This is a genomic window from Streptomyces sp. NPDC020958, from assembly GCF_055562175.1.
Window position 1 is genome coordinate 290,138 of record NZ_JBVHFU010000009.1, and the last position, 18,349, is coordinate 308,486.

General features: G+C 73.1%; 11 protein-coding genes. 5 read left to right on the forward strand and 6 right to left on the reverse strand.

Features of this window, described 5'->3' with window-relative positions:
* Window positions 1-79 precede the first annotated feature (79 nt).
* Both ACZ3KP_RS25880 and ACZ3KP_RS25885 read left to right on the forward strand, forming a co-directional pair.
* On the forward strand, window positions 80-5,062 hold the full coding sequence (locus tag ACZ3KP_RS25880) for a LamG-like jellyroll fold domain-containing protein (protein ID WP_467501995.1): 4,983 nt from the start codon (window positions 80-82) through the stop codon (window positions 5,060-5,062).
* Between the two features lie 23 nt (window positions 5,063-5,085).
* Complete coding sequence (locus tag ACZ3KP_RS25885; RefSeq protein WP_467501997.1) at window positions 5,086-5,982, forward strand: LysM peptidoglycan-binding domain-containing protein; 897 nt, start codon at window positions 5,086-5,088, stop codon at window positions 5,980-5,982.
* 54 nt (window positions 5,983-6,036) lie between these two features.
* On the opposite strand, the gene ACZ3KP_RS25890 is transcribed toward ACZ3KP_RS25885, so the two are convergent.
* The 4 genes from ACZ3KP_RS25890 to ACZ3KP_RS25905 form a co-directional block, all read right to left on the reverse strand.
* Window positions 6,037-6,249: a hypothetical protein gene (locus tag ACZ3KP_RS25890; RefSeq protein ID WP_467501999.1), complete on the reverse strand. Its 213-nt coding sequence runs from the start codon at window positions 6,247-6,249 to the stop codon at window positions 6,037-6,039.
* A 333-nt stretch (window positions 6,250-6,582) separates the two neighbouring features.
* On the reverse strand, window positions 6,583-7,953 hold the full coding sequence (locus ACZ3KP_RS25895; protein ID WP_467502001.1) for an MFS transporter: 1,371 nt from the start codon (window positions 7,951-7,953) through the stop codon (window positions 6,583-6,585).
* Window positions 7,946-9,862 carry a glycoside hydrolase family 15 protein gene (locus ACZ3KP_RS25900; RefSeq protein ID WP_467502003.1) on the reverse strand — a complete coding sequence of 639 codons (1,917 nt, stop codon included), beginning with the start codon at window positions 9,860-9,862 and terminating at the stop codon, window positions 7,946-7,948. The genes ACZ3KP_RS25895 and ACZ3KP_RS25900 overlap by 8 nt, the downstream gene beginning before the upstream one ends.
* The gene (locus tag ACZ3KP_RS25905) at window positions 9,859-10,011 is read right to left on the reverse strand and encodes a hypothetical protein (protein WP_467502005.1); all 153 of its coding nucleotides are present in this window, start codon (window positions 10,009-10,011) and stop codon (window positions 9,859-9,861) included. Before ACZ3KP_RS25905 ends, ACZ3KP_RS25900 begins: the two co-directional genes overlap by 4 nt.
* Before the next feature lie 63 nt (window positions 10,012-10,074).
* Between ACZ3KP_RS25905 and ACZ3KP_RS25910 the strand changes: the two genes are divergently transcribed.
* From ACZ3KP_RS25910 to ACZ3KP_RS25920, 3 genes are all read left to right on the forward strand, one after another.
* Window positions 10,075-11,340, forward strand: coding sequence for a helix-turn-helix domain-containing protein (locus ACZ3KP_RS25910; protein WP_467502007.1), 1,266 nt, complete (start codon window positions 10,075-10,077; stop codon window positions 11,338-11,340).
* Between the two features lie 363 nt (window positions 11,341-11,703).
* Window positions 11,704-12,612: a polysaccharide deacetylase family protein gene (locus ACZ3KP_RS25915; RefSeq protein ID WP_467502008.1), complete on the forward strand. Its 909-nt coding sequence runs from the start codon at window positions 11,704-11,706 to the stop codon at window positions 12,610-12,612.
* 113 nt (window positions 12,613-12,725) lie between these two features.
* Window positions 12,726-13,514 (forward strand): hypothetical protein, encoded by a 789-nt coding sequence (locus tag ACZ3KP_RS25920; RefSeq protein WP_467502009.1) that lies wholly within the window; start codon window positions 12,726-12,728, stop codon window positions 13,512-13,514.
* An 85-nt stretch (window positions 13,515-13,599) separates the two neighbouring features.
* Here the strand turns inward: ACZ3KP_RS25920 and ACZ3KP_RS25925 are convergent, their stop codons facing one another.
* Both ACZ3KP_RS25925 and ACZ3KP_RS25930 read right to left on the reverse strand, forming a co-directional pair.
* Complete coding sequence (locus ACZ3KP_RS25925; protein WP_467502010.1) at window positions 13,600-15,225, reverse strand: S53 family peptidase; 1,626 nt, start codon at window positions 15,223-15,225, stop codon at window positions 13,600-13,602.
* 107 nt (window positions 15,226-15,332) lie between these two features.
* Window positions 15,333-18,263: a helix-turn-helix transcriptional regulator gene (locus tag ACZ3KP_RS25930; protein WP_467502012.1), complete on the reverse strand. Its 2,931-nt coding sequence runs from the start codon at window positions 18,261-18,263 to the stop codon at window positions 15,333-15,335.
* Between the last annotated feature and the right edge of the window lie 86 nt (window positions 18,264-18,349).

An 18,349-nucleotide genomic window follows, 5' to 3' on the forward strand; every position in this document is an offset into this window, starting at 1 on the left:
CCGTTGGCAGGGGCTTGGACGGCGGCTTAGGTTCAGGTCCGGTCGGCATTCCGGCCCGGACACAGGAGACACACACCTGATGCACACACATGGGGGCGGGCGAAGAGCCCGGGGTTGGTCGCGCGGCGTTCTCGCCGCACTGGTGGTGCTGGGGGTCTCGGCGGCCGGGCTCGCGCCCGCATACGCCGCGACGCCCCGCAGTAAAGCGCCGGAGGCGTCGGGGAGCTCGGAGCACCTCGAGCGTCATGGGGGTGCCGGCCGGCACCTGACCCCGCTGCCGAGCGGCTTCGGGCTCACCGCCGCCGACCAGTCGGCGATGGGGGCGGCCGCCGCCAGGGCGCGCGCGTCCCGGCGTCCCGTGGCCGTCGACGCGCTGACCAGCCCGACCGAGCAGGTGGTCGCGGAGCCCTCGGGCAGATTCGCGCTGGCCGCCAATCCGCAGCCGGTGCGCGTCAGGCGCGGCGGTGGCTGGACCCGGGTGGACCTGGCCCTCCACCGGCAGTCCGGCGGAGCCTGGGCCCCCGCGGCCACCGCGTACGGCCGGGTCTCCTTCTCCCCGGGAGGAAGCGGTCCGCTGGCCGTCACCCGCTCCGGGGGAGTCACGCTCACGCTCACCTGGCCGGGGACACTGCCGGCACCGGTGGTCTCCGGGGCCACGGCGACCTACCGTTCGGTGCTGCCCTCGGTGGACCTCGTGATGTCACCGACGAGCGCGGGCGGTCTCAGCGACGTCCTGGTCATCCACTCGGCCGAGGCGGCGAGGAACCCCGCGCTCTCCTCGCTGCGCCTGCGCACCGCCGTGCACGGCGGACGCCTGCGGCCCGGTCCCGACGGGGGACTCCAGATCGCCGACGCCCAGGGCCGGGTGGTGGCCGACGCGCCCACCCCCCTGCAGTGGGACTCCAACAAGGCGTTGCCCGCCGCGGCCCACCCGTCCCGGGCGAAGGTCGCCGCGGACGCGTCGGACATCGCGCACGCCGGCCTCGCCGCCCGGGTGGCGCCGGTACGGGCGTCGGTCTCGCACTCCGCGCTGACCCTGACGCCCGACGCCCGCATGCTGCGCTCCGCGTCGACGGTCTGGCCGGTCTACGTGGACCCGTCGGTCAACTGGCACCCCGTCGACTACCAGAAGCCCGCGTTCGACGAGGTCAAGCAGGGCTGCCCCGGCAACTCCTTCTACAACCAGACCGGCGGCATGGCCGACAACGGCTACCTGGGCGTCGGCTACAACGGCTGGCCCGAGGGCTACTGCTACACCGGTGACGAGCACGCCATCTACCAGTGGAAGCTGTCGAAGACGATCTGGGGCGCCGACATCGACAGCGCAGAGGTCGACGCCACCGACGTCTACTCCGCCTCCTGCGCCACCACCGCGACGGTCAACCTGCACTGGTCCAACGGCATCGGCTCCGGAACGGACTGGAGCAACCGGCCGCACTACGACAAGTACGCCACGTCGAAGAGCTTCGGTCCGGCCTACAACCACGACTACTGCCCGTCCAACGGCTCGGTGACCAACGGCTTCGACGTGCGCACCCCGATGGTCAGCGCGGCCAAGGGCCACTGGTCCACCTTCACCGCGACACTCAGTGAGGACTCCATGGAGTCCTCCCGCGACGACTCGGGCTTCAAGCGGTTCTCCAACAACCCGACGCTCCAGATCTTCTTCAACAACGTCCCGAACGTCCCCACCGCCAACACCATGGCGGCGGTCTCGGGCGCGGACGACGCGGCCTGCGCCACCTCGGGCGCCGGCCCCTACATGGGCAAGACCATCGCGGCGACACCGCCGGTGCTCCAGGCGAAGGTGAGCGACCCCAACGGGGACAAGCTCCAGGCGACCTTCCAGTACTGGGTCAGCGGCTCCACCACCAAGAAGACCGGGCTCAGCGCGGACAACCTCGCCAGCGGAACCCTCGCCAAGTACACGCTCCCGGCCAGTTTCATCTCCTCGCTGACCAGCGGGCAGGTCGTCGACTGGCAGGTCAAGGTGACCGACGGCATGGACTCCACCGCCTACACCCAGTCGCCCACCTGCCGCTTCACCGCCGAACCCACCGCCCCCGACACCCCCACGGTGGTCTCGGAGAACAACCTCTACCCGAACACCGACCAGAACGACTCGGTGGTCGGCGCGGCCGCCGGCACGGCGGGCAAGTTCGACGTGTCGAGCGCCGGCACGGCGGCCGTGAAGTTCGTCGCCCGCCTCGACGTCTCCCCGGCGACCAGCAACCCGCCGGCCGACGAGGTGACCACGACCACCACCTCCGCGGCCACGATCACCGTCACCCCGCCCTCGCCGGGACCGCACACCCTGTACGTCTACGCGGTCGACAAGGCCGGCGACCTCTCCGGGGCGTTCGCCTACCCCTTCCTCGCCGCCGGCCACGCCGCGAGCACCTGCGCGAGCTTCACCGCCTGCCTGAACAACACCGCGATCAGCCCCGACGCCACCACGACCGAGGGCAACGCCGACGGCAGCGGCCACAGCATGTCCGCCACCGACCTCGCGGGCGCGGGCTGGAACAGCGGCGCCCCCGTCACCGTCGACGGCGCGACCTTCACCCTGCCCGCCTTCGGCTCGGGACAGAAGGACAACGTCCTCGCGGCGAACCAGACCATCACCTACGGCGGCTCCGGCAACGCCCTGGTCTTCCTCGCCAACTCCACCAACGCGGGCCTCGACGACCCCGGCGCCATCGCCGGCGACTCCACCGCCCCGTACGTGCCCGCGGGAACGGCGGTCTCCGGCTCGTACTGCTTCGACGGGACGGCTCCGCTCGGTGTCTGCCCGGCGACCGGGACGATCACCTACACCGACGGCACCTCGACCGGTTACGACCTCACGGTCCCCGACTGGATCAGCGGCCCGAGCGCGAGCGCGGCCTTCGCCCTGCCGCACTGGAACAACGCCACCGGCCAGGTCAGCGAGGCGGCCGGGGCCGGCCCGAAGATCTACGCCTTCTCGGTCCCGATCGACCCGACCAGGACCGTCGCGTCCGTCACCCTCCCGGATGTGACGCAGCAGGTCGGCAACTCCACCCAGGGGCTGCACATCTACGGCATCGCCACCCGCGACACCTCCCACCGGACCGTGGAGACCAACGGCTCCACCGCCCCCACCACCGCCACCCTGCCCAGCGGCCAGTCCTGGACCGGCGCCTGGGCCAACCCGAACGAGGGCGACTACGACTTCTCGGGCGGCAGCTTCAGCAACCAGAGCGTCCGCGTCGCGCTCAAGCCGTCGCTGTCGGGCGGCACGGTGCGCGTCAAGCTCGACAACGCGCTGGGCACCAGCAAGCTGTCGATCGGTCACGCCACCATCGCGCTGTCCTCCACCGCCGGTTCCCCCTCGGCCGTGCCCGCCGGCGCCCCGAAGGGACTGACCTTCGACGGCAAGCAGGCGGTGACCGTCCCCGAGGGCGGCATGGTCTACAGCGACCCGCTGCCGTTCACGGTGACCGCGGGCCAGTTCCTGCTCGTCTCGTACCAGCTCTCCAACACGGTGCCCTACCTGGTGCAGCACTCCTACGCCAACGGCTCCTACGAATACGTCACGGCGACCGGCGCCGGTGACCAGACCACCGACACCACCGGCACGCCTTATCAGGCCACCGGCGGCAAGAACGGCAACTTCACCGACCTGGTGACCGACCTGGACGTGGCCTCCGCGAACGTACCGACCGAGGCGGTGCTCGGCGACAACCTCACCGACCCCTTCCAGCCCGGCACCACGTTGCCCAACTCCAACGGCTACCGGGTCTCCGACGCCCTCGCGGCCGCGGAACCCAGCACCCAGAGCCCGTACGGCGTGCTGGCGGAGGGCATCGAGTCCAACCAGCTGATGGACGACGACCCCGAGACCTACAACGGCAACCCGATCGGCGGTCCCTCGGCGCTCTCCCGGCTCGACCGCGACATCCTCGACCAGCCCGGGATCAACACCGTCGTCGTCACCGAGGGACTGGAGGACCTCCTCAACGGACCGACGACCGACACCGACCTGGAGTCGAACGGCTACACCGCCCTGGTCCAGCAGCTCCAGGCCTGGGGCGTCAACGTCGTCCTCACCTCGCTCACCCCGTGCGACGGCTTCACCGGTGACAACGCCACCCCGAACGACCCCTGCACCAGTACGGTCGACGACTACCGCAGCGACGTGAACGCCTTCCTCGGCGGCATGAACCTCGGCTCCCCCTGGGGCGCCCCGGCCGTGTACTTCGCCGACTTCGACTCGGCCGTCGCCGTACCGGACACCAGCAACGGCGAGGAGAAGCTCGCTGCCACGGCCGACGGCGGAGACCACGTCAACCTCTCGAACGCGGCCTTCGGCTCCCTCGCCTCGGCTCTGCTCTCACCGCTCGACGAATGGGACCTCGCCGACGGCAGCGGCATGCCGGTGGCCACCGACACCGCCGCCACCGACGGCGCCAACCAGGTGCTCACCCCCAACGCGATCACCAACCCCAACACCGGCAACAGCCCGCTGACCCTCGCCGGAGGCAGCAGCTGGGGGAGCGACGCGACCCGGGGCACGGTCCTCACGCTGGACGGCAGCAGCGGCTACGCCGCGAGCGGCGGCCAAGTGCTCGACACCACCGCCAGCTACTCGGTCTCCGCCTGGGTCAAGCCCTCCTCGCTGCCCAGCAGCAACGCGACCGTCGCCGGACAGGACGGCACCCAGAACAGCCCCTTCTATCTCCAGTACAACTACGCCCACAAGAGCAGCCCAGGCTGGGCCCTCACCTTCACCGGCGCCGACACGACCAGCCCCTCCTTCACCCTCGCCTACGCCTCCGGAGCGACCGCGAACACCTGGACCCACCTGGTCGGCGTCTACAACGCCGCCACCAGGACGGCCCAGCTGTACGTCAACGGCACCCTCGCCGGGTCCGCGACCAACGTGACGTCATGGGGCGCCACCGGCGCGTTCTCCGTCGGGCGCTCGAAGTACAACGGGGCCAACAGTGACTTCTTCCCCGGCTCCATCAGCGGCGTCCAGGCGTGGAACTACGCGCTGACCGCCAACCAGGTCACCGCCCTCTACCAGCAGATCCCGTGACGACAAGGGAAACCAGGAAACCGATGTCCTTCCTCACCGGCTCAGGCCGGCACGCCAGGCCGCGGCCCCCGCGGCTGCGCACCGCGGTGACCTCCTCCGCCCTCGCCGTCACCGCGGCGGGCGGCGTCCTCGCCGCGGCCCCGGCGCAGGCCGCCACGACGACGTACACAGTGAAAGCCGGCGACACCCTTTCCGGCATCGCACAGGCCGAGCACGTGGCCGGCGGCTGGCAGGCGCTCGCCCGGACCAACCACCTGGCCAGCCCCTACACCATCCACCCCGGCGAGCGACTGGTCCTGCCCACCGCCTCGCCGGCGTCGCCCTTCCCCGTACCGGTCACGGTGGGCAAGGCGACCCAGGTCATCACCGTCCAGGCCCACGGCTCCTACGCCACCGTCATCGCGTGGCAGAAGAGCGGAACCACCTGGCACGACGTCTACGCCACCACCAAGGCCAGGGTCGGGGCGAACGGGGTGACCGACGGCGCCACCCGCAAGCAGGGCACCGATACGACGCCGACCGGCACCTACACCATCACGCAGGGCTTCGGGGTCGGTGCCGACCCCGGGACGAAGATGCCCTACCACCAGGTGGCACAGGACGACTGGTGGGTCGAGGACCCCTCCTCGCCCTACTACAACCAGATGCGCACCTCGGAGCAGGGCGGCTTCCCGCTCACCGAAGCCGGCGTCCACGGCAGCGAACACCTCATCAACTACCCCACCCAGTACAACAACGCCCTCGTCATCAACTTCAACACCAACCCCGCAGTCGCCGGCCACGGCGCCGGCATCTTCCTCCACGACCTCGGCCCACAGGCCGGCCCCACGGGGGGATGCGTCGCCCTGCCGGCCCCGGTGATGACCGAGATCATCCGCTGGATCGACCCGGCCCAGCACCCGGTGATCGCCATTCACTGACCCGGCGACGCAGGACGGCCCGCCCGGACGAGCTTCCGGGCGGGCCGTCCCGCGTCACCCACCCGTGGACGCCATGCCGTTCAGGTGGTCGACCAGCGGTGCGAGCAGGTCGGCCACCGTGCGCAGGAGGTCCGCGAGCACGCCGGTGCCGAGGCCGTCCGCCGTGCCGCGGATCTCGTCGCGGTCCTGCCGTACCTTCGCCAGCCTCGCGACCACCCGTGCGGGACCGGTCGCCTCACCGGGCGGCGCGGGGAACGTGAGTACCACCCGCAGGTGCCGGACCGCGGCCGCCTCCGAGGCGTCCGGGCTCCAGAGGTGGGGGACAGCCGGGCGGAGGCCTCCTCGAGCGCACGGTGCACGGCTTCGGCGAGCGGGCGCGGAGCGCTCATCAGCGGCAGCGCGGGCAGGAACTGCCACAACGCCGCGGTCGCGGTCGGGGTCCGGTCGTCCGCGGAAAGCCCCTCCGGAACACGCGACCTCGGCACTTCGGCGCGGTGGCTGAACTCGCCGAGGCCGAGCGTCAAGCGACAGGTGAAGCAGACGAGTTCAGCAGAGTCGGACAACACGCATTCCGGACGTTCCTGTGCACGGGCTGGGACCTCATTGTCGGGGCAGGCGGGCTGCCGCGGTGAGGCCGCCCAGGCCTGCGACCGCCAGGACGGACATCGCTGCGGCGTAGGCGCCCTTGTCGAGGCCGGCGACCAGGATGGTGCCGGCGATGGCCGTGCCGAACGACGAGCCGAGGTTCGACACGCTGCGGGACAACCCCGAGATCTCTCCCTGCTGCTCCTCGGGGAAGCTCGACTGCACGACGTTGACCGACGGGGTCAGCATGACGCCCAGGCCGAGCCCGATGAGCAGCAGCCCGGGCACGAACGCCCAGGCGGTGGCGAAGGTGCCGACCAGGGCGATCAGGACGATCACCCCGGCGACGGAGACGGCGAAGCCCGCCATCACCAGCGTGCGCTGGGGGTGGCGGCGGGCCAGCCGTTCGGCCGACAGGGACGTGGCCAGCAGGCCGAGGGTGGCCGCCGTGAAGACGACACCGGTCTGGATGGCGTCGTAACCGCGGACCACCTGCAGATAGGCCGCCACCGTGAACGACGTGCCCATGAGCAGCAGCCACTGGAGGTTCTGGGTGACCAGTCCGAGGTTCGAGGTGCGGTTCTCGAACAGCCGCGGGGACAGCAGGGGCTCACGGCCCGACGCCTCCGCGGCACGGGCGGAACGGAAGAACCACCACAGCACCAGGGCCCCGGACACCAGCAGGGCGACCATGAGCCAGACGTTGTTGTCCGCGGCCAGGATGCCCATGACCACGAGGACCAGGCCGACGGCGGAGAGGACCGCCCCCTTGGTGTCGAAGGAACGGCCGGGATCCGGTGGCAGCGGATCCTCGATACGGCGGCCGAGCAGGACGATCACCGCGATCACCAGCGCCTGGAAGACGAACGCGGCGCGCCAGCTGACGAAGGTGGTGATGAGCCCGCCGATCAGTGGTCCCGCGGCCGCGCCGATCCCGCCCAGCGCCATGACCACCCCGAACGCGCGGGCCCGGGAGGTGACGTCGGGATACAGGAGGGTGGTGAGGATGTAGACGGGTGGGATGAGCAGCGCGGTGCCGACGCCTTCGAGGATCGAGTTGCCGAGGATCAGGACGCCGAGTCCGGGGGCGGCCGCGCTCAGCAGGGCACCGACCGCGTAGACGAGCAGGCCGGCCAGGAAGCAGCGTTTGCGGCCGTACCGGTCGGTGAGCTTGCCGCCGGGGATCATCAGGGCCGCCATCACCAGCAGGAAGACAGTGATCGCCACCTGGACGCCCTGGACGGTGGTGCCCAGGTCCCTGCTGATGTCGTTGATCATCACGTTCATGTTGGAGCCGGCGAAGCTGCAGATGAACTGGGCCAGGGCGAGCGCGGCCAGTACGCGCCCCGGACCCGCCGGCTGCCCCGTGCCGGCGGTCTCAGCCACGCTGGACGTTCCCACCGGGGTCCTCCTCGGGCGCCGTGAGGCCGTAGACCGCCGTCGGACGCCGGCGGTCGCGATGCCGCCTCGCCGTGCCCGCCTTCTGCAGTTCCTCGTCGAGCGCCATGGCCGCGGTGATCAGGGAGAGGTGGGTGAACGCCTGCGGGAAGTTGCCCAGTTGCTCGCCCGAGGGGCCGATCTCCTCGGCGAACAGACCGACGTGGTTGGCGTAGGTGAGCATCTTGTCGAAGGCGTGGCGGGCCTGCTCCACCCGGCCGCTGCGGGCGAGTGCCTCCACGTAGAAGAAGCTGCACAGGTTGAACGTGCCCTCCGAACCGCGCAGGCCGTCGGGGGACGCCTGCGGGTCGTAGCGGTAGACGAGGCTGTCGCTGACCAGTTCCTCGTCCATGGCGTCCAGGGTGCTCAGCCAGTCCGGGTCGCGCGGCGAGAGGAAGCCCACCCTCGGCATGAGCAGCAGGGAGGCGTCCAGCACGTCGCTGTCGTACTGCTGCACGAAGGCCTGCCGCTTGTCGTGCCAGCCGCGCTCGACGATCTGGCGGAAGACCGCGTCCCGGGCACCGGTCCAGCGCACGAGGTCTGCGGGACGGGAGAAGGTGGTGGCCGCGCGGACACCGCGGTCGAACGCCACCCAGGTCATCAGCCTGCTGTACGTGAAGTCCTGGCGGCCGCCGCGGGTCTCCCAGATGCCCTCGTCGGGCTGGTCCCAGTGGTCGGCGAGCCAGTCCAGCACCCCGCTCAGCGCGCTCCAGCCACGCAGCGCGCCGATGTCGCCGCCCACGACCAGGGCGTCGGACGCCTCGCCGTAGATGTCGAGCTGGAGCTGGTCGGCCGCCGCGTTGCCCGCCCGCACCGGACGGGATCCCCGGTAGCCCTCCAGGTGGTCGAGGGTCTCCTCGGTCAGGTGGGGGTCCCCGTCGACCCGGTACATGATCTGCAGCGGATCCGCCGAGGTGGCGTCCTTGGCTTCGATGCGGTCGCGCAGCCAGCGGCGGAAGGCGTGCGCCTCGTCGTGGAAGCCGAGGTCGATCAGTGCCCTGACCGACAGGGCCGCGTCCCGTATCCAGGTGTAGCGGTAGTCCCAGTTCCGCTCACCGCCGACCTGCTCGGGCAGCCCCATGGTGGCGGCGGCGACGGGCGCCCCGGTAGGGGCGTAGGTGAGCAGTTTCAGGGTGATCGCCGAGCGGTTCACGATCTCCTGCCAGCGGCCCCGGTAGGTGCAGGAGCGCAGCCACGACAGCCAGAAGCCGCGGCAGTCGTCCAGCGCGCCGGCGATCCCTTCCAGGGACGGGCGCGGCGGTGCGGCGGCCCCGGCGGGCGTGCTGGTGAGGACGACGGCGGCCGCCTGACCTGCGGAAAGGGTGAAGCGGGCGCTGACGTCGTTGCCGTCCGGGTGGAAGACCACGCCGGTGGTCGACTGGAGGTGCAGGTCGGTCCCCGCGCTGTGGAAGACCACCGCGTGCCCGTCGGCCCCCGAGAGCGTGTGCGGGGCGCGGCCGTAGTCGAAGCGCGGCTGGCAGCTGAGGGCGAACGGGAGGGTGCCCCGTACGACGCGTGCGACCCGCACCAGCTGGTGGACGCCGGTCGGGGTGGCGGACTCGTCCGGCACCATGAAGTCGGCTACCTCACCGACCCCGCCGGCGGCCATGAAACGGGTGATCAGGATGGCCGTGTCCGAGAGGTACAGCTGCCGGGCGGTCATGCCGTCGCCGTCCGGGAACTCCGCGGCCAGCCGGCAGTGGCCGCCGCGTTCGGTGTCCAGGAGGGAGGCGAAGAGGCTGGGCGAGTCGAAGCGGGGGGTGCACCACCAGTCGACGGTTCCGTCGGACGACACCAGGGCGGCGGTCTGGAGATCGCCGACCAGGCCGTGCTCGGCGATGGGCGGGTACCGATTCACAGTGTCTCCCTGCTCGGTCCGGCGCGCTGCGGCAGCTCGGGCAGGACCTGGGCGCCCCGCCGACGCCAAGAGTCCACCGCCGCCACACCGGCCGCCTCACCCACGGCGGGTGAAACCGCGAGCAGTGCTTGCGCTTGCCGGATTGGCACACACGTTCCTTTCCTGCCGTGTAGCTTCTACGCGTCAACGGAGGCTTGAGCAAGGATGGTTGCGTGGTTGCCTCTCCGCATGGCGAGAAGTTCGCCGCCCGCCTTCGGATGCTGAAGGAGCGCAGCGGCCGGGGCTACGACCGTCTCGGCAAGGAGGCCGGGGCCAGCGGTTCCAGTCTGCACCGGTACTGCTCCGGCCTCAGTGTTCCGACGGACTACCGGGTGGTCCACGCCTTCGCCAAGGTGTGCGGCGCCAGCGCGGCGGAACTCCGCGAACTCCACCGCCTGTGGGCACTGGCGGACGCCGACCGGGAAGCGGCGACCACGCCCCTCACGGGCCGATCCGCCCAGAACCCGAACCCGAACCCAAAACCGAAGGCAGCCCTGGAGACGGCCACGGGCCCGGAGCCGGGCGCGGACCCGGAGCCGAGTCCGGAACCGCGTCCCGTCACCGCCGCCCCACCCGGCACCGTCTCGGAGGACGGCTCGCCGGTGGCCCCCGCGCCACGGGGGCGGTCGGCTCCGGCGGTGGGGGAGGCCGCCGTGGAGGACGTCACCCCGGCGGGGGACACCACGGCGGGGGGCGTCCGTGGCAGGGCGGGCAGGCCGGGCCGGTTCCGGATGCCGGAGAAGCCGTCCTCGCGTGCCGCGATCCTCGCCGCCGTGGCGGCGGTGGCGCTGCTGGCCGGTCTCGTGTGGCTGCCCGGCACGGACTCCGGCGGCGCCGCCCGCGTGGCCGGCGACGAACTGCTGTACTCCCCGGCGTGCGGGACCGTCAGCATGGGCCAGCACGACGAGTGCGTACGGGAGGTCCAGACCCTGCTGGCGCGGGCCGAGGGCAAGCTCGCCGTCGACGGGGACTTCGGCCCCGAGACCCTGCGCCGGCTGACCGCGTTCCAGGTGCTGGCGGGTCTGCCGGCCACCAGCGTGGTCGACGACGCCACCAAGAAGGCCCTCTACGCCCAGCGGGTCTCGATGACGACCTGGTCGCCGGCCAGGGTGGCGCGGCGGATCCGTGAGGTGTTCGTCGAGGATCCCGGCACCGCCGTGGCCATCGCCCGTTGCGCGTCGTTCCTCGACCCGCTGTACGTGCTGCCGAACACCAACGGCTCCCGCAACTGGGGCGTCTTCCAGATCTCCGACGCCCGTCTGCGGGACCTCGGCGGCACACCGCTGCGGGCGTTCGACCCGGACTGGAACATCCGGGCGGCCCACCGGCTGTGGAGCGTACGGCACGACTTCCACGACTGGCCCTCCTGCCAGGCGGCACTGAAAGCCACGCCCGAGTCCACACCCGAACCCACGCCCACGGCGACCCCGAAGAGCTGATACCGGGGCCCCCGGATACTCCCCTGTGGTACCCGAGGACCCCGGAACGCCGGGGCGGCCGGGAGCCCCCGGCGCGCACCAGGCTGGCAGCGGCCCTCGCGAAGACCGCGGCTTCCGAGGCCGACCGGGACGCCGGGACGATGAGGCGCCGGTGACCTGCGAGGACGGATCAGTGCTGGGACGCACATGGGACACGCGCGGCTCGGGAGGTGGTTCAGCCGGGTGCTGCAAATGCTCCACAAAGGTTTGTTGGGCAAGGCTTGTCCGGTGTCCTGACGGGCCGCGGCGATGTGCCGCCTAGCATGTGCGTGCCACGTCTGTGTGGCACCTGTGTGTGGCACGACGGGCCAGGTGGGAGAGCGGATGGGAACGAGTCGGCGCATGGTGCTCGCGGCTCTGGCCGGGGGAGTCCTGGCCGGCTGCGGAGCGCCGGCCAAGGACAGCGCGGCGGCCGAGGCGGACGCTGCGCGGAAGGCGGGTACGGCGGCCTCGGGACCGCCCTCGCCCGAGGTCTCCGCCACCGGTCCCTCGGCCGCGTCGCCGCACCGGACGGTGCGCCCGCCCGCCGTCACCCGCGCCGAGATCGTCGCCGAGTACGGCCGCGCCGTGCCCCGCAGCTGGGGCTTCGACGCGCCCGGCGTGGTGCACCGGCTGCCCGCCGGGCACCGCGGGATCGCGCTGACCTTCGACGCCTGCGGCGGCCCCGGCGGCAGCGGCTACGACCGGGACCTGATCGACTTCCTGCGCAAGCGGGAGGTCCCGGCCACCCTGTTCCTCAACTCCCGCTGGATCGAGGCCAACCCGGCCCTCTTCCGCACCCTGGCCGCCGAACCCCTCTTCGAGATCGGCAACCACGGCACCCGCCACCTCCCGCTCTCCGTCACCGGCCGCTCCGCCTACGGCATCCCCGGCACCCGCAGCGCCGCCGAGGTCTACGACGAGGTGGCCGGCAACCGGGAGAAGCTCACCCGCCTGCTGGGCGAACCGCCGCGGTTCTTCCGCTCCGGCACCGCGTACTGCGACGACGTCGCGGCCAGGATCGTCACCCGGATGGGCGAGCGGTTCGCCAGTTTTTCGGTCAACGGCGACGCGGGCGCCACCTTCACCCCCGAGCAGGTCCGTACGACCGTCGGGGCCGCGCCCGCGGGGTCCGTCGTCATCTGTCACATGAACCACCCCGAGGGCGGCACCGCCGAGGGCATCGCCGCGGCCGTACCCCGTCTGCTGGCCGCCGGCCACACCTTCGTACGGCTCTCGGACGCCCTGCACTGAGGCCCCCGGCGTGGGCAACCGTGCCCGTCCCCCGCATGTCTAGGCAGCGTGACGCATCATCAGGTCCCGCTGTCCGCGGACGGTGAGGCCGCTCGATCCCGAAGGGGGATTCCATGCGCATCCGTCCGGCCGTCATCGCCGTGTCCCTTGCCACCGCCCTGTCCGTGTCGATCCCGGCGGCCGCCCACGCCGCGGACCGGGCCGGGTCCGCCGACACGACGTTCTCGCACGTCGTCGTCAACGGCGGCAAGGACCTCGTACTGGGCCTGACCACCAAGAAGACCGTCACCATCACCTGGACGGCGACGGACCCCGACGGCATCGCCGCCTCCTGGGCCTACCTGTGGCACGGCCCGAACACCGACGACGCCGACGGCATCCTGCCGCACTACCCGTCCAACGGCACCTGCACGGTGTCGGCCACCGACCCCACCACCGCCACCTGCGCGGTGAGCTTCGCCGTGGACGCGGCGAAGGACCTCCACCGCAACGCCGCCGCCGGCACCTGGCAGGTGCTCGCCGGGGCGCAGGACGGCACCGACGACTGGACGGAGATCGACGCCGCCGGCACGGCCCACCTCAAGCGGCTGGCCAGAGCCACCGTGAACGCCTCGCCCGAGCCGGTGCGCAAGGGCGGGACCCTCACGGTCACCGGCAGGCTCACCCGCGCGAACTGGGAGAGCGGCGGCTACACCGGCTACCAGGGGCAGCGGGTCGAGTTGCAGTTCCGCAAGAAGGGCAGCAGCACCTACACCACGCTGAAGACCGTCACCACCGGCAGCGGCGGATCGCTGCGGACCACCACCAGGGCCCGGACGGACGGCTACTTCCGCTTCCGCTTCGCCGGTACCGCGACCACCGGCCAGGCGACGGCCACCGGGGACTACGTCGACGTCAGGTGACGGACAGGGTCCGGCCCGGAGGCGGGAACGCCGCCGCGCGGACCGGGAGTCGTCCCGGTCCGCGCGGCGGTCGGTGGGGCCGGGGTCAGCCGAGGAGCTTGGACGCCAGGGTGGCGGCGTTGTACGAGCCCCAGCCGGTGGTGAAGTCCCAGCCGGAGGCCGCCGAGTAGGCGCCGTTGCTGCCACTGGTGATGTCGTGGAAGCCGGTGCCGCTCGCCGCGTACAGGGCGGGGTTGGCGAAGCCGAGGTTGGCCTTGCCCGCGGCCGCCGCCTGCTGGTTGTAGAGGGCCGCGAACGCCGCCCACTCGGGGGCCGCCGCGCTGGTGCCGCCGACCGAGGACCAGGAGCCCTGCGAGTAGATGGAGACGCCGGGGCTGGGGTTGGCGTGCGCCGAGACGTCCGGGACCTGGCGGAAGCCGCCGCCCGCGCTCTTCTGGACGGCCGTCTGCCAGCTGGGGATCTTGAAGACGGTGGACTTGCCGCCACCGCCGCCGGACCAGGCCACCTCCTTGCTCCAGGCGTTGGCGGAGGTCACCGTCAGCTTGGTGCCGCCGACGCCCGTGACGTACGGGTCGCTGGCCGGGTAGTCGACGGAGGTGCCGCCGTCCCCCGCGTCGTCGGAGCCGTCGTCGCCGGAGGCCGCGTAGAAGCCGAGGCCCTCGGCGGCACCCGCCTTGAAGACCGCGTCCACCGCGTTGATGTTGGAGGTGGTCCGGGCGGACTCGGCGGCACCCCAGCTGATCGAGGTGGTCGGGATGCCGCTGTCGACGATGGCCTGGTACGTGTCGACCTCGCCGGCGTCGGAGTTCGGGCCCTCGAACACGGTGACGTTCGCCTTCGGGGCGATCGCGTGCAGCACCTCGATGTCCAGCTCCACCTCGACCTGGCCGTCACCGAGCGCGCCGGAGCCGCCGTCCACCTGGGACACCGTCGGAGTGGGCGAGCCCAGGCCGTAGTTGGTGTCGTACTTGGTGATGTTGGACTGCTGGAAGCCGTCGAACTCGAGCAGCGCGATCTTCTGGCCGCTGCCGGTGTACGTGCCCGAGACGTTGTAACCGCCCTTGAGCTGGGCCGGGGTGTAGCCGCCGCCGGGGCCGTTGTGCGGGGAGACGGTGCGACCGGTCGCCTGGTGGTGCAGCTGGACGCGGTTGTTGAGGCCCGCCACGTCGCTGACGATGGCGGCCAGCGAGGACGGCAGGGTCGGCGCGCTGTCGTTGGCGTAGAAGGAGCGGCCCGACGTGGTGTCCTTCCACGTGGACAGCTGGGTGCCGAAGGCCTTCTGCAGTTGGGCGGCGGTGCCGCTGGCGTCGACCAGCAGGTTGCCGGAGTGCACCTTGCCGACGGTGACGCCCTGCGAACGCAGGTAGTCCTTCAGCTTCTTCACCTCGGCGTCGGTCCGGCCGAAGCGGGCCGCGAACTGGCCCTTCGTCAGGTAGTGGCCGTAGGAGGCGGAGTGCGGGTCGCTGACCTTCGCGATGAAGGTGTCCAGTGCCGTGCCGCCTCTGGGGGTCAGGCTGATCGCCACGGATATGCGCTTGCCCGCGGCGACCCTGCCGGTGAGGGCGGCGTCCTGCTTCAGGCCGGGCAGGACGTCCCCGGCGACGGCCGCACGCGCCGCGTGCGGGGCGGTCGCCGCGTAGGCGGCGGGGACGACCGCAGTGACCAGGGCGGGCGCGGCGACCAGGCCGAGCAGCTTCAGACGAGACTTCACCGAAGTCCTCCGGTGGGTGGGGGTGGGGAGTGTCCCGGAAACGGGACGGCTTCACCGTAGGAACTGCGGCCCCGCCCCCATAAGCGGGGGAACCCTTGCGTTGCGTGTTAAGGGCGGGTGTCCAGGGTCCGCGGGTCACGCGGGCGCTGCGGCTGACTGATCGTCATGGACGTTGCCACGGTGCGGGGTTGGTCGTCGTCGGCGGTGTCGACCGCCGCCGCTCCGGACGCGAGGACCGCGACCGCCATCGCGTGGGCCAGTGCCGTGCGGGACCGCACCCCGAACTTGCGGTACACCCGTGACAGCGCCCCCTCCACCGTCTTGACGCTGATGAACAGCTCGGCGGCCACCTCCCTGTTGGTGGCCCCGCCGCCGACCAGTTCGGCGATCCTGGCCTCCGTGGGCGTCAGTTCGGGCCCGCCCGCCTCGCCGCCGCGCTCCCCGGCGTCCAGCCGGGCCAGCTCGTCGCCGGCCCGGACCGCGAGCGGCGCCGCGCCGATCCGGCCGGCCGTCTCCAGGGCCTCCGCCAGTGCCGCGCGCGCCGCGTTGCGGCGACGGGCCCGGCGTTCGACCGCGCCGAGTGCGATCAGGGTCCGTACCAGTTCGACGGGCAGCGGGAGCCGGCGCAACAGGTCGACGGCGGCGTGCACCCGTACCGCCCCCTCCTTCGCCCGGCCGAGGGCCGCCTCGCGCAGCCCCTCCGCCCGCTCCAGCGCCGCCAGTACGCTGCCGGGCGCGCCCTCGGTCACCCGCGCCCGGGCGTCGCGGAGCACCTCCTCGGCCGCGTCGGTCTCGCCCAGGACGGCCAGCGCCTCGGCCAGGTCGGCGTACCAGTGCAGCAGCGGCGGGTCGGCGGCGGACATGGCCTTGCCGAGTTCCCTGACCCGCTGCAACGCCTCGACGGCGGCCGCGGCCCCGCGCGGGTCCCCGCCGAGCAGTTCGGCCTGCCCGAGCACCGCGAGCGCGCGCAGCAGGAACAGCCGGTCGCCGTCGGCCTCCGAGGCCCGTACCGCCCGCGCGGCCAGTCGCCGGGCCTCCTCGGCGGTGCCGCCGGCGGTCGCGGCGAGCGCCGCCGCGTACAGCGCCGGAGCCGCCTCGGCCATGACGCGCGCGCAGTGGGCCGCGGTGTGCAGGGCCTCCCGGCAGTGCCCGGCACGGACCTGGATCCGGGTCAGCGCCACCCGGGTCGCCAGCAGTTCCTCCGCGCCGGCCGACCCGTCGATCGCCGCCAGCAGCCGTACGACCTGGTCGCGGGCCTCGGTCACCCGGTCGGAGTCCAGGGCGAGGATCGCCCGCATCCGGACCAGGCGCCGGCTCTCCGGGCCGCCGTCGGCGCCGCCGGCCAGCGCGAGCGCCTCGCCCAGCGCGGCGTCGGCGGCGTCCGGCCGCCCGCCCAGGGACCGCACCCGGGCGAGGGTGGCCAGCGCCCCGACCGCGGTGTCCGTGTCGCCCGCCGCGGCCGCCTGCCGTGCGGCCCGCCGGGCGTGCCGGGCCGCCTGCGCCAACTCCCCGCACAGCAGCCCCCGCACGGCGGCCCAGTGATGCAGGGCGGCCTCGGCGCCGGGATCCCCGGCCGCGTCCTTCAGCCCCTCCTCGATCAGGTCCCCGGCGCCCTCCAGGGCCTGCCCGGCGCCGCGCAGCAGGACCAGGCGGGCCCGCACCCGCCGCGCCGCGGAGTCCGACCGGGCCAGGACCGCCCCGGCGGCCTCGGCCGCCTCCTGGGTCAGTCCGGCGTCGCAGGCGTACTCGGCGGCGGCCAGCAGCCGTTCGGCGCGTTCCGCCGGGAGCCCGGCCGGGGTGCGGCGGACGGCGAGCGCGGCCAGGTCGTGGGCGGCGCCGGGGGCGCCGTCCCGGCGGGCGGACCCGGCCGCGGCGATCAGGGTGCGGGCGGTGGCCTCGTCCTCGTACGGGTGGGCGAGCGCGAGGTGCCGGGCCCGCTCCACGGGCGCGGTCACCGCCCGGGCCAGCAGCGCGTGCGCCTGCCGGCGGCCGTGCTCGGGGGCGTCCGCGTGCACGGCCGCCCGCAGTACGGGGTGGTGGAACCGTACGACCCCGTCGGCGTCGGCCGTCGCGATGCCGAGCCGTTCGGCCCGAGCGAGGTCCGCGGCGGGGTCGGGGAGACCGGCGGCGCGCAGCAGGGTGAGGGTGGGGCGGGCGGCGGCGCTCGCCACGAGCAGGGTGCGCAGCACCGGCTCGGGCAGCGAACGGGCCTCCGCGAGCAGGAGGTCGCGCAGCCGCGGCGGCACCGGCGGCGCCGCGGGGAAGCCGGCCGGCGTCCGGGCGTGCCGCGCGGCCCGCCCCAACTCCAGCGCGTAGTACGGGTTTCCGCCGGCCGTCTGCTGGACCGCCCGCAGCAGCGCCGGGGGCAGCTCGGCGTCGAGGTCGGCGCGCACGAGCCGCGCCGTCTCGCCGTCCGTCAGGGGCGGCACCGGGAGCTCGACGGTGCCGGCCGGGCAGCAGCGCAGCCGGCCGGGCTGGCCGCCGTCCGCCACCCGCTCGGTGGCGAGCATCCGTATGCCGGGGCCCGGTCCGCGGTCGGCTCGGAGGTGGCGCATCGCGAAGGCGAGGACCTCGGCGGTCGGCTCGTCGAGCCACTGCAGGCCGTCGACGACCAGCAGGAGGGGGCTCGTCGCGGCCAGGGCGCGCAGCACGTCGAGGACGGCGAGGCGGACCGCGAGCAGACCCCGTCCGTCGGCCGGTTCCCGGCCGCGCAGCAGGGCCGCCCGCAGCGCCGCCCGCGGCTCGGGCGGCAGCGCGTCCAGGCGGCGGTCCGGGACGGGCGCGAACAGGTCGACGAGTCCGGCGAAGGGGAGGCCCGTGTCGGGTGCGGCGGGGGCGCAGCGCAGGACGGCCGGGGTGGTCGCGAGCGCGTCGGGCCGTGCGTCCACGTCCACGAGCGGGTCGAGGAGGGCGTCCACCAGGGCGTCCAGGAGAGCGGACTTGCCGATGCCCGCGGGGCCGTGCAGGAGCACCCCGGGGCGCGTCGCCGCCTGGGTCCGGGCGGCGTCGAGCAGCGCACGGCGCCCGGTCAGAAGCATGTGTTCATGACAAGCCTTGATGATCGGCTTGTCAATGACGGCGGTCACCCGCCGGGCCCGGACCGAGGGCCTGCCCTTGGGTAAGA

What these genes read in the sequence shown, in the direction of transcription:
- ACZ3KP_RS25880 (WP_467501995.1), top strand. Translation starts at nt 80, where the DNA reads ATGCACACACATGGGGGCGGGCGAAGAGCCCGGGGTTGGTCGCGCGGC.
- ACZ3KP_RS25885 (WP_467501997.1), top strand. Translation starts at nt 5,086, where the DNA reads ATGTCCTTCCTCACCGGCTCAGGCCGGCACGCCAGGCCGCGGCCCCCG.
- ACZ3KP_RS25915 (WP_467502008.1), top strand. Translation starts at nt 11,704, where the DNA reads ATGGGAACGAGTCGGCGCATGGTGCTCGCGGCTCTGGCCGGGGGAGTC.
- ACZ3KP_RS25920 (WP_467502009.1), top strand. Translation starts at nt 12,726, where the DNA reads ATGCGCATCCGTCCGGCCGTCATCGCCGTGTCCCTTGCCACCGCCCTG.
- ACZ3KP_RS25930 (WP_467502012.1), bottom strand. Translation starts at nt 18,263, where the DNA reads ATGCTTCTGACCGGGCGCCGTGCGCTGCTCGACGCCGCCCGGACCCAG.